This window comes from Pseudomonas putida group bacterium ESBL64 (assembly GCF_045277175.1).
GTDB lineage: Bacteria > Pseudomonadota > Gammaproteobacteria > Pseudomonadales > Pseudomonadaceae > Aquipseudomonas > Aquipseudomonas alloputida.
Window position 1 is genome coordinate 1,742,962 of record NZ_CP145799.1, and the last position, 12,718, is coordinate 1,755,679.

Sequence of the window (12,718 nt, forward strand, 5' to 3'; positions counted from 1 at the left end):
GCTGTCTCCCTGAGACGTTGAGCAGGCCCTGCCTGCGGGCATAAAAAAACCCGCCGAAGCGGGTTTGGGTCAGAGACCTAAATCAGTAGCGAGCTTTTCGCCTCGGTCGGTGAGGCTCAGAATTGGCCTGTCACCCAAAATCGTGCTGAGAACAGTCGATACCAGTGGAGGGTTTGGTTCAACCAGATCGCAGCAGGTCTCATGCTCTAAAATTACCATGAGCGCGGTAACAAGCGATTGATCGGTAGTGTGACCATCGATGACAAGTTGTGAGTTGATTCTGTGCATGGCCAAGACCTGCTCGAGCACTAAAGCAGGGTTCCCGCGATTCGCAACAGCGATTTTGACAGTTGCAAAAATTTTCATGAGCTCAGGCATAGCAAGGGATTGAAGCATTGCGGCGTCCATCGAATGGCGCTGCAGCCTACTACATCTCGACCCGATTGAAAGCCATCGGCTCACGCTCGCGCAGCTGCTTGAGGGTTAGGGTCGTGCCGTCGTCATCGACGAAACGGTCGATGGACAACTCGCCTTTGTTGAACAGTTCGTAGCGAGCAGGGCCAAGCACGTCCTTCTGGAACGCTGCGGGCTGCCGTGCAAGCCATTCGGCGTAGCTGCTCTTGCTGTTAACCTGCTCGGCACCATCAGGGCCGACAGAAGGCCTGGTTGAGCCGGGGATCTCCCTGGCGAACTCGTCTTTCAGCACCGGGATGACCGTGGTGCGGCACCGCCAGTGATACGGCGGCTTCGGCCCATCCAGCGGAATGATCGTCTGATCGATGCTCATGCAAAACAGCGTGGTTCGGCTGTCCAGGGTGGCGATCCGGCGCATCCCCTTGAGGATGTCGTCGTTGTCCTTGAGCACCTCCACGCGCGCCGTTGTGGCGATGTGGTTGGTCATGGTGTTGACCAGGGCCTGTGCCTGATCGCGCTGCTGGACGCCAAGTGACGTCAACCGGCGCGTGATCTGCCCGGAAGTCTCGCCCAGCGCTGAGCCCATGCGGATCTCGCTGATGATCTCAGTGCTCTTCTTGGTGCCGTACTGGTCGAGCGCGCCGTTGATGCTGATGCGCTGGCGGCCCTTGCCGACCTCTAAATCGAGAGGATCAGCCAGCGCAGCAGCGGCTACCTGCTCGATGCTGGGCCTGTTCAGTTGGACGACCGTCTTCACGACCTTGCCCAGCAGAGTTATGTTGAACTCAGCCTCATAGCCACCGAATTCGGTCAAGTCGAGCACTGCCTGCTGCTTCATCTCGCCGTAGACGCCCGCCAGCTCGCCCTGAAGCTCTTGGATCTGCTTCTCGTACCGTTGGGTGCCGTATCGGCTCAATCCTTCGGATACGCGCGATTTGGCAGTGCTGATGGCCTTGGTGATGAACTTGGCCAGGCGCTTGAGGCTGCCGCCGGCGTAGCGCTGGACGTGTACCTGGTGGCGAGTCGCTGCGTCGGACAGGTAGCCATCACTGCTCATCCTCGCCGCCTCCGGTGCTGCTTCCGTCTACCGGCGCCTGCTGGGCCAGTTCATCGTCGATCAGTTCGTCGGTACGGTCAGCCTCAAGCACGCCACCCTGGCGGAGGTTGGTGCGCAGGTCAGACTTCGCAATCAGGCCCTGCTGCCACAGCTGGACCTGGACCAGGATGTCCTGGGCGGTCATCGTCTCGTCGAAGAACGATTGGTTGAGCCAGAAGACCGTGCCTTCCTCGTCCGGCTCGCCCATCATGAATCGCTCGGCGTCGAGGATGGCCCGTTTCAGGGCCTCGGACACGTTGCCGGCGATGGTGCCCAAAACGCTGTTGTCCGAGCTGTAGCGAATTCGCACTGCCTCGGCCGTCTCCGCGCCACCCGCCTTCTGGACGATGCGCGCGCCGATCATCAGCATCTGCTCTTCCTTGTCCTTCATCAGCGTGCGGGCCAGTTGGCTCTCGGTTGCCTGGACAAGCTTTGCGTCACCGGATTTACCGAGGTTGTAGCCACGGGTCGATCCGATGTGCATGCCGTTCGGGTTCACCTTGGCGAACTCGTCGGCGCTGATATCCGTGGTGATGAACAGCGTCGGCTGGCTGCTGATGAAACCGCTCTCCTCCACCGTGGCGCTATTGCCGTAGTGCAGGATATTCACGTCGGCCAGGTCTTCGAGGGGCGACTTGTCGACGCTGGCATCGTTGTTCTGGGCGCCGTAGAAACTGAACAGGATGTGGTCGAAGGGGCGGCCATTCTTATCGAGCGGCGCGACCTCGGTGTAGGTGTTGCCGTCTTCGGCGTAGACGCGCTGGACGTAGCGGCCATCAACCAGCAGCAGCACGCGATATTGGGTGCTAGTTGTGCGCTCCAGGCTGTCCGGACTGAACACGGACACGCACTCCAACAGGCATACATAGACCAGGCGCTTCACGCCATCGACCACTTGCTCATCCCAGTCGATTATCGACTCGGCGCCGTAGTGGTGAATCAGCGCGCTGCGGCCCTGCATGTCAGCCATTGAGGACACGCCCTCAACCGCAGGGAAGTCCACGAGGAACCCGCCGCGACCGGCGTCCAGGCATTCGCCCACGGCGTCCTTGGACAGCTGCTCCAGGCTCGTGCCATCGCCGCTGGCGTTCTCCTTGAGGTACTCGACCCCGGCGGGAAGCTCCAGCTCTGCAGTCTTGCGGAACACGGCGCCCAGCAGGCCGGTGCGCGTGCGCCCGGTGATGTTCAGGAACATCGCCCGCTTCTTGTACTGCTTGTACCGCGCCTGGTTCTCGGGAGACTTGTTCTCCGGGTCCGGCATCGGCAGGTAGATATCATGCTTGCGCACCTCGCGGGCGCCCGCCACGCAGCGCTTGACCAGCTGCCAGCCGGGCAAGGCCTCCGAGTACTCTGCCCGGGGAAGGAAATTCGGCATGGGTGGCCTCAGAAAGTGAACGAGATCGGCACGTGAGTGACCGGCCTGCTGATCGGGTAGTCGTGATGGATGAAGTAGCCGCCGGCGTCGTTCGCGTGGTCCACGCCTGATTTCTTGTCGGGTTCGCCGTTTGGCGCCCACACTTGCTGCTCCAGGCCGTCTGCATAGGTCGGGCATCGCAGCGGGTTGATCAGGTAGCGGCGTTCTCCATTCGCGTTGCAGAACATCGCGTTCATGGCGTTGATGCGGTCTTTCACAGGCGGGTTGGCGTCGGGCGCGATCACGGCAAAGCCGGCCTGGCGCAGGATGGCGATGTCCGTCTCACTGGCATTGACCGACTTGCGCGACCCGCCAGAGGCGTCGGGATAGATCCTGATCTCGCAGGTCTTCTCGTAGTCGCGCCCGTTGTGCCGCCAGTAGCGCTCCTTGATGCGCCGGATCATGTCCGGGGTATCGAAGCCATCGATCAACTCATCCACAGCCCTGGGCTTGTCGTCTGCGCGCTTGACGTGCGTGATCGCCGCCATCTTGCCGACGTTGAAGTCCATGCCGATGAACAGCGGCTCACCCGCCTCGACCGTGTCGAAGCAGGAGTTCAGCTTGCGGTCGTAGGCGTGGTAGATCGAGCCGGCGTTCAGGTTGACGAACTGGCCGTTCAGGTACGCCAGGATCAGCTGGGCCGGGTAGGATTCCATCAGTGATGGTATGTAGTCCGGGGGCAGGTTCAGCTCGTTGTCGAACGTGCTGGCCTGCACCAAGCCGTACATGCCCTGCAGGGCCGGCTTCTCGCGCAACTGCTTCACGAACTGCTGATAGACGAACTTGAAACCCTCAGGGGTCGTGGTCACATCCACGCCGTTCTTCAGCCCGGGAACGTTGTAGCGCATCCGGGCAATGATCTTGCGCCAGGCGTGTTCGGCCTTGAGCGCTGGCAGAACATCGAGCTCGTCGACCAAGGCGTGCCCGATCTTGAAACCGACGATAGTCTGCGGCTTCTCCATCGAGCGGCAGATGGTCGTGCTGCGGTACTGGCCGCCGCTGTAGAACTCGACCTCCTTGTCGCTCTCCTTCGTCTTGACCTTCAGGCCCCAGTCGAAGGCGACCTCTTCGATGGTCGGGAAGAAGATGTCGCGGATCTGCGGGTAAGTCGGAGCGAAGTAGCCGGAGTCGATCCGTGGCTATTCCCATACGTGCTTGCACAGCGCCGCGCAGCCTACCCAGGTCTTGCCGGAGCCGAACCCAGCCACGAAGCCGCGGAACTTGTTCTCCATGCGGAGGAAGCTGGCCTGGGGCACGTTAAGTGACGGCATCAGGCTTCCTCGCATCCACCACGTCGACCTGCACCCGGGTAGGCGGCACGTTGTCGTGGGGATTCTCGTTCTTGGTCTGGCGGTTCACGTAGACATCGCCGACCTCTTTGGCAGCCTGCTCGAGCAACTGCGCAGTCAGGGCCATGTTCTTCATGGCCTCGGCCTTCTCAGCCAACCTTCCCAACGCACGAAGCCGGAATGCCCGGTTGGCGATAGGGATCTCGGATGTCTCTTCACGGAATCGCTTGCGTGTGTCTTCGAACAGGGTCCGCCAGCGCTTGGCCAGATCTCGGCCTGCGCTCTTGGTTGGGTCATGCGATTCGCACTGCTGGCGGCTCACCTCAATGCCGAATTCTTCTCGGACAGAGACCGCCACCTGTGCGGGGGTATCGAAACAGGCCAGGGCCTGAACGATAAAGGCTTTCACCTCGTTGCTCAGGGCCGCCATAGGTTCAATTCCGTCTTAGGTCTGTCAAAGGTCAAGCAGACTTGAGCAGACAGGTTCCGCAGGCCCTCGAAATGTTGATCTTGGCCACCTCAGGCGGCCGGCTTGCAGCGTCGATCAGCTGCTGTACCTCATGGCTTGGCCCATACCGGCGAACCACTCCGACGAACTCTTCGACGTCATGGCCGCGCATCTCAAGCTTGGGCATGCCGTCATCGCCGAATGCTGGGGCGCCGTACTTATCTAGCTTGTGGCCTATGTGATACAGCTCGTGTTCTATGAGGGCGCAGAACTCGGCCTCGCTGCACTGGACGCAATAGTCACCCGCCAGCGTGATGAGGAACTCTGGCTCCTCGCCGAACCATTCGCGCATCTGCTGCTCTTGCCGAGCCTTCTGCCAACCGCCCGCGCGGATCATCAGTTGCTCGGCTTGGCCAAGTACTGAACGCCCCTTCTTGTTGAATGACGATGAAGCCCACAGCACGCCGATACTCGCGTCGATGAGATGCCCATGCTCGGGGTTATGGATGCTACCGGTATCAGCCAGGATCTCGCGCTGTATCCACTCCCAGACATCAGGCGCTGGGCGCAGCGTAAGCCAGACTGACTCAAGCAGGTCTTCCGGTGGATTTGGCCGCTCCATAGATCACCGCCGAGAGATGCATAGAAACGAAGAAAGATTGTTAAAAAGTTGACGGAAAATCGTCGGAAAATGAGGCTTGTTCAAAAAAAAATAAGGAACACTAGGGGCTCAAACCAAAAACGGAGATACACAATGATCACCCTAGCAATTACCGCACTCGGACTAGCCACTACTTACTTGGCGACTAAACGGATCTGGTCCACCACTACCCTGGTAATACTTGGACTTGGTGCAATAGCCCTGTTCGAGATCTGGACGCTCTAGACAGGAGTGCCGGCAGGGCGTGCTGGACTGCGCCCTGCCCGGTAGGCTCTCTCGATTGCCTCTCAGTCGGGTTGCTTGGCTGTCATGCTGTCTCTCAATCTTGAAATAATAGCGGATTGCCGGTATTAGTTGAGTTCCACTTAACGCAAGGATGTACCAATGTCTGAAACCATCCATTCCGCAATTCGAAACGCGGTAGACAGCGACTTTTCCACCGAGCAGCGCCGGGCGTTTGCAGTGGCAGCTGCGCTTGAGGTAATTACCAACCGAAATGGTAACGATAACGTGAGCCTAGGCCGTGAATTCATGAACCTGTCTGGCTATGCGGACGCCATCCAGGAAGCACTGAAGGTCAAGTAATCAACCGTGCCGCACTCAACTGCGGCACACCTAACACCCACCAACAGCATTGGGGGGCTCTGCGGCAGCAACATCCTCCATCATGTAAGTTTTCCCCTTCAGAGTCATGGTGTTAGCGTCACTCGCTTCACTTGCCTCTTTAGGATCAAGCTCGCAGAAGAACTTTGGCGTCAGTTTTATTTTCACCTTGTGCGTCTGGCTTGCTTTCGAATCGGTCGCCAAATCCACCACCAAAAACTTGGCCTTCCCGCCCCCGCTGATGTCCAGCGTGAAAGCAACCTCCAGCTCCACATCCCCCATAATGAAGAATGGATCATCCGTGTCGGCAGATTTCCGCAGATCAGCTTTCACGTCGGAAATAAAGTCAGTGAGACTAATGCGCCCTTTCATATGAGTGTCCTTGTTCAAATGTCAACGACAACTCCACAAATATAGCTTCGCTGAGCATCCTACGGAGCAACTCGATTGAGGGCCTCATCAGCCTTATCGGCGGCCTGGTTGGCGGTGATCGCAGCCTTCGACGCTTTGGTCGCGGCGCTCTCAGCCTTACTGGTGAGCTCATCCAGGCGCTTGTCGCGCTCGGCCATAGCCGCGTCGTAGGCTTCGCGGATCTGCTTCACCTGGTTGGCCTGGGTGCTGGCCATGGCCCAGTAGGCTGACTGCCAGCCGAGTACAGCGCCGCCTGTAACCAACAGAGCGGCGATGATCCAGACCTCTGCCCGGCGCCACCAGCGGCGGGCGATGAATTCAAGTGCGCATCGGTCCATCAGGTAGTCCCTCCAAGCTTGGTGCGCAGGCGGGCGATTTCATCGCTCTGCAACGCTACCCGCTCTGTCAGGCTGGCCACTTGACTGGTCAGGGCCTCGATCTTCCCTTCCATGCGGCCAACAGTGGCAGCGAGGTCATTGCGCTCCTTGGCGAACTGGTCGGCGCGGGCCTCGGCTTCTTTCCGGGCCTCACGCTCAATATCCAGCAGCTCATTCAGGCGGCGGACGACGCCGATGTCGGCGGTGTCCATCGCCCTGTCGGTGGCATCCCGAGACAGCCACTTGCGCAGCCATAGGAAGCCGCCCAGCAATACAGTGCCCGTTCCGCCCAGCCAAGTGGCTGTGCCTGGGCCGAGGTCGGTCGGGTCCATCCATTCGCTCCAGTTGTGCCCGAAGGCTTAGGCGTGCCAAAGCGTGCACGCATCAGGAAATGGCCCTGTGCTATCGTCCTGACATGTTTTTTGACGATGAGCAGAGCCATGGAAAAATCAAACATTGAACGATTCGACGAGATCACCGCTCTGATTCTCTCGACACTCTATTCAAGATTCCCTGAGCCTGTTTTCTTGGGCCCCAAGGAACTAGGGCTCAGCGACGAGGAGCCAACAAGAGATGTAACCGGAGGGGTGATCTACACCTCTGGATGGAGAGAGCTAAGTGATTTCATAGAACACTCTGCGTACTGGCTCGCCGAGGAGGGTTACCTCTCTCAGCGAGCCGGGCGCTTCAGTTCGCGCTTCACCCTTTCTGCGGCGGGGCTTAAATCGATGAAGCACGTAGATCAGCCAGAGATCGGCAGCGACACACTGGGCGAAAAGTTGAAAAAGGCGTCTTCCGATGGGGCTAAAGCGACGACATCGAAGCTCGTTGACCAGTTTCTTGCAGTAGGGGCGTCGCTCATCACGAAATCGATGGGCATCGATTAGCGCGCGCACCGTATGGGAAGCCCTCCGGAATGGCCGGGGCTTGTTAGGCCCTCAAAGGTCAATAAAAAACCCGGCTTCTAAGGGCCGGGTTTTGTATTGAGGCAGCCGGACAAGTGGCTTAGTGCTCTTTTTGGACTCTGACTTCTCAGCAGTCCTGAATGGCTAATGCGGGCAGGTTGTTGACGTAGTAGGCCGTCGAAGCGTTTGCAGCGAAATTTACAGTTGCTTTGAGAATAGCCTTACCCATACGTGTCCCTCCTTCTTGTCCAAGTTGTTGTACCGCTTTTGGTGAATCAGTGAGTGCCTGCAGGAACCAAATAACCATCAGAACCAAACCACCCACTACCATCAACAACCACCCGGTTTTGACATAACCGCATGCCGATGCTCGGTTATCACTCCTCAACACGCGCAGGAATGACAGGATGGGGCAAATTTACGACATGGCGACATGATATTGCAAGCCCTTTTGAGGGCCTCATTCACGCCGCCTCGCCGGACAGCACTCCAATCGCCTCCAGCATGTGCTGCGCCTCGACCAGCGCCTCGTTGACCATCGCCTCCAACGCTCCCTTGATCGCCTTGTTCCAACGCTGATAGGTGCGCTCGGTAAGTCCCTGGGAATCCCAGTTGGTCATGTCGTAATTCGACTCAGCTAGGACAATCATCTCCCCCGGCTTCACCTCGGCCACGGCCCGGGCATGCTTGTTGGCGCGCTCAACGGCGGCGGCGGCAGCCTTGTTGCGCCAGTCCCACTGCCCTTCCTCCTTGTTCTCGCGTGGTTCGGGCGCCTTGAACTGAGGCACCTTGCGCTGAATCCCCTTCGTTTGCTGCGGAACCGCCCAGGCCAGCACGGCCTGCTGAGTGAAGCGATTAGGCGCCGGGGTTGGCACGATGGCAACGAGCCGGCCAATTGAATCGATCTTGCGACCCTTGTGCGTGCTGTACTTCGCCACCAGGGCATTCCAGTGTCGCGGGCTGAGCTGGGCATGCAGAAGCTTGTGCACGATCGAGTCAGCCAGCAGCGCGGCATCCTTCCCCGATATTTCCCCCTTGAGCTTGCTGGACTGCACGCGCGGTTCGACATTGCACCCGCCGGCGCTGTTGATTGTCTCGGCCGCCAGGGCTCGAACGACTGCGGAAATCACGTTCTGATAGCTCATTGCTTACCCCCTGCCCGCTTGGCCTTGCTCAAAATGAATTCTTCGTAGAAGCGCTTGCGGCGCACCGCGCCCGCCCAGGACAGCGACACACCACCCACCACCATGAGGGTGGCCAAAATCAGGAATCCCCATGCTGGTGTCATGCAGCCTCCTTGAGCGCTTCGATACGGACGCGCACGGCGCCGCCTTTGGTGGTCTCCCGGCGCACGATGCGTAGGTCGTCGATCTGTTCGTCGTCACCCCAGACCCCGGCATGCGACAAGGCATCCAGCAGGCCCTTGGCGACGTTGTCGAGGTCACGCTTGCGCCTGTCAGGCGGGAAGCACTCAATCGTCACAGAGAGCCTGCAGGAAAGCTTCTCGATGGCATGCGGTATCGACCAGCACACGTCGGCGCGGTACTTGCGGCCCTTCTCGCTGATTAGATGGCGGCCGGCTAGCTTGCCAGTGGTCGGGTGGCGCCAGTAGGTATTCACGCTTGGCGGGTATGGCAGGTGCAGAGTGATCATGCAGCCCCCTTCACGGTCAGAATGCCAGCCCGAATCAGGGCCTCATGAGTCTCAGCGATCGCCCGTGGCATGTCTGACCAGTCCACCTCGCCTTTGCCGCGACCGTCGAGCACGTCATGGCAGGCGCTGCAGGCGTAGACCGCCACGGTGTCGAAGCCCTTCATGCCCATGCCCTTCTTCCCGCATGGCAGGTGGGCCAGCACGGTGGTCTCCGGGTTGAAGTTGCAGGCGCCAGGGATGCGCACGGTGCAATCCTGGCCGCGGGCGCTCTCGCGCACCTTCTTGGATACGATCCTCATGCCGCCTCCTCGCTCAGCAGGTCGCCGAAGAACACACCCTTGCGGCTGAACTCTTCAACGATGCGGTCCGTGTACTGGCAGCCCTGGGCCCGGTCGAACAGGCGGGTGACAGGGAAACCATCCGGCCCGAACATGGCGCACGGCCCCATCAGGCGCAGCTTCACGTCGTAATCCAGGTGGATGAACGACTCAGCCCAGCCGGTGCGGAACTCGTCGCAGCCGGCGCGCATGATCGGCACGCCCAGGTGCAGCTTGCAGTAGCGGCGCACGTCCTCGATGTCACCCATCTCGGTGCTCTTGGCGATGCGCTCGTACATGGCGAACCACAGGGCGTTCTGGTCCAGGGTGCGGTCCTTGCCTGGGCGCATGCTGACCACGACGAACTTCTTGTCGCGGAACATCCGGGTGATCGTGGTGATCGCCTCCGACAGCTTGGCCTGGCTGTTGACGCTGATCTTCTCGGTCATGGTGTTACCTTTGGCAGGACCTGGCGGCGGCCATCCGAGTCAATTGGGCTGACAACGCCGTCAGCAACCAGCCGATCCATAAGCCGGCACGCAGACCCATAGGCGATCTTGAAATGCCGCTGAAGGGCGGAGATCGAGGCGCGCCCCGATTCGCGGACGAACACCTCAGCACGCAGCGCCTGCCCACGCTCCTCGTCATCGATACGCTGCATTAGCGCAGAGGCTTCCGGACTGATTGAGTAGACCTGTAAAGCCTCGCGGGATGCCTGCCAGGCCTTCCAGCAGTGCTCGACCGTGAAGCCCTGGTATTCGCCGGTAGTGAAACGGGCCAGCGATTGCTCAGGCCATTCCCGAAGGACCCACGCCTCGAACTGCTCGCGCATCTTGTTGGTGTCCATCAGTGCTTCTCCTCGAGTTTTTTCGGCACCCAGGCAACTGGGATTGCAGCGAGTAACACCACCGGCGTGATGTAGATGCCGAAGCGAACAGGCTTTGGCAGGTCCAGCGATATCGCGAACTCGCACCACAGGTAGGCCATCACCGATCCGGCGATCACGGCCGACGGCAAAAGCACGATCATCAGCACGGCTTTGAGATAGGTGCGCATCACACCCCCTCCCCGGCCGGCTGCCCGGCGCGCTTGATGTTCAACTTGGCCAGCAGGTGTGCACGGCACGCGGCGGCGCTCGATGGGATCTGCTGCAGGTCCAACAGGCGGGCCTGGCGCTGGCTGGCGTATTCATCGGCCAGCTCGATCAGGCTCTTCTGGCTGTCGTGACCGATGCCGGTGGCGATGTCGCCAAGTGGCTCGCCGGCCACCAGCATGCGGATGGTGATGTCGTAGGCCCGGGCGAAGACCTTCTCGGCTCGCTCGACTTCCATCGACCCCAGGTTCTGCGCCTCGCATTGCAGGGCCGCGTGGCGCACCGCTGCGTGCGACCATTGGCGTGCACCTGCCCTGCTGGGGTGAAAGTTCTCCAACGCCTCTGCCAGGGCCCGTGCAAGCGGCGGAATGCCCATCTCTTCCGGGGTCGGCTGGCACAGCTTGATGAACTTGCCGCTGCTCGGGGCGAAGTCGGTACCCAGCACCCGGCACTTTTGGATGCCGAAGCGGATCTGCTCCAGAGTGTTGATGCCAGCCGCGGCGAAGGACTTGATCCAGCTGCGCTTGGCAGCCATCAGTGCGTCGTCATCAGGCCAAGCCTGCTTCCACGCAGGGAAGATGGCCTGCAGCTCCAGAAACAAAGCGTTGACCACCTTGGTGGTGCGCTGGTCCAGTTGCTTGGCCGGGGCCTGCACCTCGGCGGGCACATTCTTGGTCGCCGCCATGATCTGCGTGACGCTTCGCAGTTTCGGTTGTGCGTTCATAGATCCCCCAGGTCATCAGCCCAGCTGGTGTCGTTGAAGTCGGGGCCATTGGCCTGGCGCTTCACCGGGAACGGGCGAACATTACTGCCGGTTGCCACGTCGCGCTTAATCCACTTGACCAGCAGGCTCACCCACGACGCCTGAGTCTCGCAGCGGCCTGATGCCGAGTAGTGGCAGACGAACGCAGCGGTCGCTTCATCAGTGAACAGGTCTACAGGGGTGCCCATTCGCTTGGCGTAGGCCTTCAGCAGCTTGTCGTCTGGCTTCCACTCAAGGTCCATCTCGGTCGGAAGCTTTGGGTCAACGCCGGAATCCTCGCTCGCGCGTTGCGTGTTGTGTTCTTCCCTTCCATTCCCTTCCCTTCCGGGGTCAACCGTTCGACGACCAGTCGGCGACTCTTCGGCTAATTGTCGACGACCGCTCTCCGACTCGTCGTCGATTTCTGACGGCGGAGCTGGGTATTTGAAGTTCTTCTTCTCGATCTTCTGGTGCTTCCAGCCGCAAACGTGCAGGTAGTTTTTGCCGGCAACCCAGTAGCTCATGGTCAATTCGGCGCCTTCCAGTTCGCCCAGCAGTGCGCTCACTTGGTCTGTGGTGATGTCGTCACCAGGGAAGACCAGGGCCTTGATGGTGCGCGGGGCCAGGGGGTGATTGCCGCCGTCGTCGCAGAAGTTCCAAATGCCGATAAACAGCAAGCGCGCCAGCGGGCTGCAGGACATGACCTGCTCGCTCGACCAGAACTCGGGTTTGACAGTGCGGATGCGAGCCATCATTGGACCTCCATTGTGTCAAGTGAAGGCCTAGCGCTTGCGACCTCCCAGTAAGCCGGCTCGCCCGCTCCCTCGTCGCCCATATCGAAAGAAGCAAGTAGGGACTCGCGCCACGTCTCGTTGTAGTAGTTGTCACCGGCCTTCAAGGCCCAGCACTCAATGTCGGGGATATCCACGGCGCGCACGATGTGGGTGGCCCATTCGGGCGCATCGGCCCAGTTCAAAATCGCCATCACGCGACCTCCTGTGTGTGAGCGGCCAGGGCGCGGATAGCCGTCTCATGGCGGCGCTTGGCGTTGTACTCGGCCTTCTTGGCTGCCTGAACACGCTGGAATTGGGGTTCGGTGAAGCTAATCACCGGCAAGAAGGCGTCGCTGTCAGGATCGAAGCGGCCTTCGGGGCGGCCACGAGCAGCAAAGAAGGTGTCGTACATCGAGCTCAGCTCCGCCTTGAGCGCCTTCTTCTGGCTGGATACCCGGTGCAGCTCAAGCGCGGTCAGGGCGGCGCGTTCTATCAATTTCTGGTAGGTGCTCTTCGCCATGG

The 12,718-nt window shown here is 60.1% G+C and carries 22 protein-coding genes and 1 pseudogene; 2 read left to right on the forward strand and 21 right to left on the reverse strand.

All coding sequences use genetic code 11. The features are described 5' to 3' along the window. Positions 1-69 precede the first annotated feature (69 nt). The 6 genes and pseudogenes from V6093_RS07960 to V6093_RS07985 form a co-directional block, all read right to left on the reverse strand. Positions 70-396: a hypothetical protein gene (locus tag V6093_RS07960; RefSeq protein ID WP_265977898.1), complete on the reverse strand. Its 327-nt coding sequence runs from the start codon at positions 394-396 to the stop codon at positions 70-72. Positions 397-427: 31 nt separating this feature from the next. Beyond that, positions 428-1,471, reverse strand: coding sequence for a phage head morphogenesis protein (locus tag V6093_RS07965; protein WP_265977899.1), 1,044 nt, complete (start codon positions 1,469-1,471; stop codon positions 428-430). Continuing rightward, positions 1,461-2,885, reverse strand: a complete 1,425-nt coding sequence (locus V6093_RS07970) for a DUF4055 domain-containing protein (protein WP_265977900.1) — start codon at positions 2,883-2,885, stop codon at positions 1,461-1,463. Before V6093_RS07970 ends, V6093_RS07965 begins: the two co-directional genes overlap by 11 nt. An 8-nt stretch (positions 2,886-2,893) precedes the next feature. Next, a pseudogene (locus V6093_RS07975) lies at positions 2,894-4,195 on the reverse strand (terminase large subunit domain-containing protein). Continuing rightward, on the reverse strand, positions 4,182-4,643 hold the full coding sequence (locus V6093_RS07980; RefSeq protein WP_265977901.1) for a DUF2280 domain-containing protein: 462 nt from the start codon (positions 4,641-4,643) through the stop codon (positions 4,182-4,184). Before V6093_RS07980 ends, V6093_RS07975 begins: the two are co-directional and overlap by 14 nt. Positions 4,644-4,674: 31 nt before the next feature. Next, a complete protein-coding gene (locus V6093_RS07985; protein ID WP_265977902.1) occupies positions 4,675-5,283 on the reverse strand; it encodes a putative metallopeptidase in 609 nt (202 codons plus the stop codon). 423 nt (positions 5,284-5,706) lie between these two features. On the opposite strand from V6093_RS07985, the gene V6093_RS07990 reads away from it, so the two are divergent. Then, entirely contained in the window at positions 5,707-5,907 is a 201-nt protein-coding gene (locus tag V6093_RS07990; RefSeq protein WP_265977903.1) for a hypothetical protein, read from the forward strand. 30 nt (positions 5,908-5,937) lie between these two features. On the opposite strand, the gene V6093_RS07995 is transcribed toward V6093_RS07990, so the two are convergent. The 3 genes from V6093_RS07995 to V6093_RS08005 are packed head-to-tail and all read right to left on the reverse strand — an operon-like array spanning position 5,938 to position 7,045. Then, on the reverse strand, positions 5,938-6,297 hold the full coding sequence (locus tag V6093_RS07995) for a trypco2 family protein (RefSeq protein WP_265977904.1): 360 nt from the start codon (positions 6,295-6,297) through the stop codon (positions 5,938-5,940). A gap of 59 nt (positions 6,298-6,356) precedes the next feature. Next, entirely contained in the window at positions 6,357-6,674 is a 318-nt protein-coding gene (locus V6093_RS08000; RefSeq protein ID WP_265977905.1) for a hypothetical protein, read from the reverse strand. After that, positions 6,674-7,045, reverse strand: a complete 372-nt coding sequence (locus tag V6093_RS08005) for a chemotaxis protein (protein WP_265977906.1) — start codon at positions 7,043-7,045, stop codon at positions 6,674-6,676. Before V6093_RS08005 ends, V6093_RS08000 begins: the two co-directional genes overlap by 1 nt. A gap of 108 nt (positions 7,046-7,153) precedes the next feature. Between V6093_RS08005 and V6093_RS08010 the strand changes: the two genes are divergently transcribed. After that, on the forward strand, positions 7,154-7,600 hold the full coding sequence (locus V6093_RS08010; RefSeq protein ID WP_265977907.1) for a hypothetical protein: 447 nt from the start codon (positions 7,154-7,156) through the stop codon (positions 7,598-7,600). 145 nt (positions 7,601-7,745) lie between these two features. Here the strand turns inward: V6093_RS08010 and V6093_RS08015 are convergent, their stop codons facing one another. From V6093_RS08015 to V6093_RS08070, 12 genes are all read right to left on the reverse strand, one after another. Next, positions 7,746-7,925 carry a hypothetical protein gene (locus tag V6093_RS08015; protein ID WP_265977908.1) on the reverse strand — a complete coding sequence of 60 codons (180 nt, stop codon included), beginning with the start codon at positions 7,923-7,925 and terminating at the stop codon, positions 7,746-7,748. 157 nt (positions 7,926-8,082) lie between these two features. Continuing rightward, positions 8,083-8,763 carry a hypothetical protein gene (locus V6093_RS08020; protein ID WP_265977909.1) on the reverse strand — a complete coding sequence of 227 codons (681 nt, stop codon included), beginning with the start codon at positions 8,761-8,763 and terminating at the stop codon, positions 8,083-8,085. Next, positions 8,760-8,906, reverse strand: a complete 147-nt coding sequence (locus V6093_RS08025) for a hypothetical protein (protein ID WP_265977910.1) — start codon at positions 8,904-8,906, stop codon at positions 8,760-8,762. The genes V6093_RS08020 and V6093_RS08025 overlap by 4 nt, the downstream gene beginning before the upstream one ends. Next, entirely contained in the window at positions 8,903-9,271 is a 369-nt protein-coding gene (locus V6093_RS08030) for a RusA family crossover junction endodeoxyribonuclease (RefSeq protein WP_265977911.1), read from the reverse strand. Before V6093_RS08030 ends, V6093_RS08025 begins: the two co-directional genes overlap by 4 nt. Beyond that, positions 9,268-9,570 carry a nuclease domain-containing protein gene (locus V6093_RS08035; protein WP_265977912.1) on the reverse strand — a complete coding sequence of 101 codons (303 nt, stop codon included), beginning with the start codon at positions 9,568-9,570 and terminating at the stop codon, positions 9,268-9,270. Before V6093_RS08035 ends, V6093_RS08030 begins: the two co-directional genes overlap by 4 nt. Then, positions 9,567-10,037, reverse strand: a complete 471-nt coding sequence (locus V6093_RS08040; RefSeq protein WP_265977913.1) for a hypothetical protein — start codon at positions 10,035-10,037, stop codon at positions 9,567-9,569. The genes V6093_RS08035 and V6093_RS08040 overlap by 4 nt, the downstream gene beginning before the upstream one ends. Beyond that, on the reverse strand, positions 10,034-10,435 hold the full coding sequence (locus V6093_RS08045) for a DNA translocase FtsK (protein WP_265977914.1): 402 nt from the start codon (positions 10,433-10,435) through the stop codon (positions 10,034-10,036). Before V6093_RS08045 ends, V6093_RS08040 begins: the two co-directional genes overlap by 4 nt. Then, a complete protein-coding gene (locus V6093_RS08050) occupies positions 10,435-10,644 on the reverse strand; it encodes a hypothetical protein (protein WP_265977915.1) in 210 nt (69 codons plus the stop codon). The genes V6093_RS08045 and V6093_RS08050 overlap by 1 nt, the downstream gene beginning before the upstream one ends. Next, the gene (locus V6093_RS08055; RefSeq protein ID WP_265977916.1) at positions 10,644-11,405 is read right to left on the reverse strand and encodes a replication protein P; all 762 of its coding nucleotides are present in this window, start codon (positions 11,403-11,405) and stop codon (positions 10,644-10,646) included. The genes V6093_RS08050 and V6093_RS08055 overlap by 1 nt, the downstream gene beginning before the upstream one ends. Continuing rightward, entirely contained in the window at positions 11,402-12,178 is a 777-nt protein-coding gene (locus tag V6093_RS08060) for a DnaT-like ssDNA-binding domain-containing protein (protein WP_265977917.1), read from the reverse strand. The genes V6093_RS08055 and V6093_RS08060 overlap by 4 nt, the downstream gene beginning before the upstream one ends. Further along, positions 12,175-12,408: a hypothetical protein gene (locus V6093_RS08065; protein WP_265977918.1), complete on the reverse strand. Its 234-nt coding sequence runs from the start codon at positions 12,406-12,408 to the stop codon at positions 12,175-12,177. Before V6093_RS08065 ends, V6093_RS08060 begins: the two co-directional genes overlap by 4 nt. Further along, complete coding sequence (locus V6093_RS08070; RefSeq protein WP_265977919.1) at positions 12,408-12,716, reverse strand: hypothetical protein; 309 nt, start codon at positions 12,714-12,716, stop codon at positions 12,408-12,410. Before V6093_RS08070 ends, V6093_RS08065 begins: the two co-directional genes overlap by 1 nt. Positions 12,717-12,718: the final 2 nt, after the last annotated feature.